Here is a 285-nt window from a genome sequence, read left to right as displayed (position 1 = left end):
CCCGCCATTAAGAGTATTTGAGTCTGGTTCAATTTTGCTTTACTTGGCTGAAAAATTTAAAGCTTTCATTCCAACTGATATTGCTGCACGTACTGAATGCCTCAATTGGTTATTCTGGCAAATGGGCAGCGCGCCTTACCTAGGTGGTGGTTTTGGGCATTTTTATGCTTATGCACCCGTTAAAATTGAATATGCGGTTAACCGCTTTGCCTTGGAAACAAAACGTTTACTTGATGTGTTAGATCAGCATCTAGCAAAGCATGAATATTTAGCAGGTTCTGAATA

1 pseudogene is annotated in these 285 nt (G+C 40.0%); it reads left to right on the top strand.

Annotated features, from left to right (window positions below):
* Positions 1 to 285 (top strand): annotated as a pseudogene (locus tag UC75_RS19630) (glutathione-dependent disulfide-bond oxidoreductase); the annotation flags it as partial.

Source organism: Acinetobacter sp. V2 (genome assembly GCF_001188385.1).
Classification (GTDB): domain Bacteria; phylum Pseudomonadota; class Gammaproteobacteria; order Pseudomonadales; family Moraxellaceae; genus Acinetobacter; species Acinetobacter oleivorans.
The sequence above is the reverse complement of the archived record's forward strand: the minus strand, read 5'-3'. Positions and strand labels throughout refer to the sequence as shown.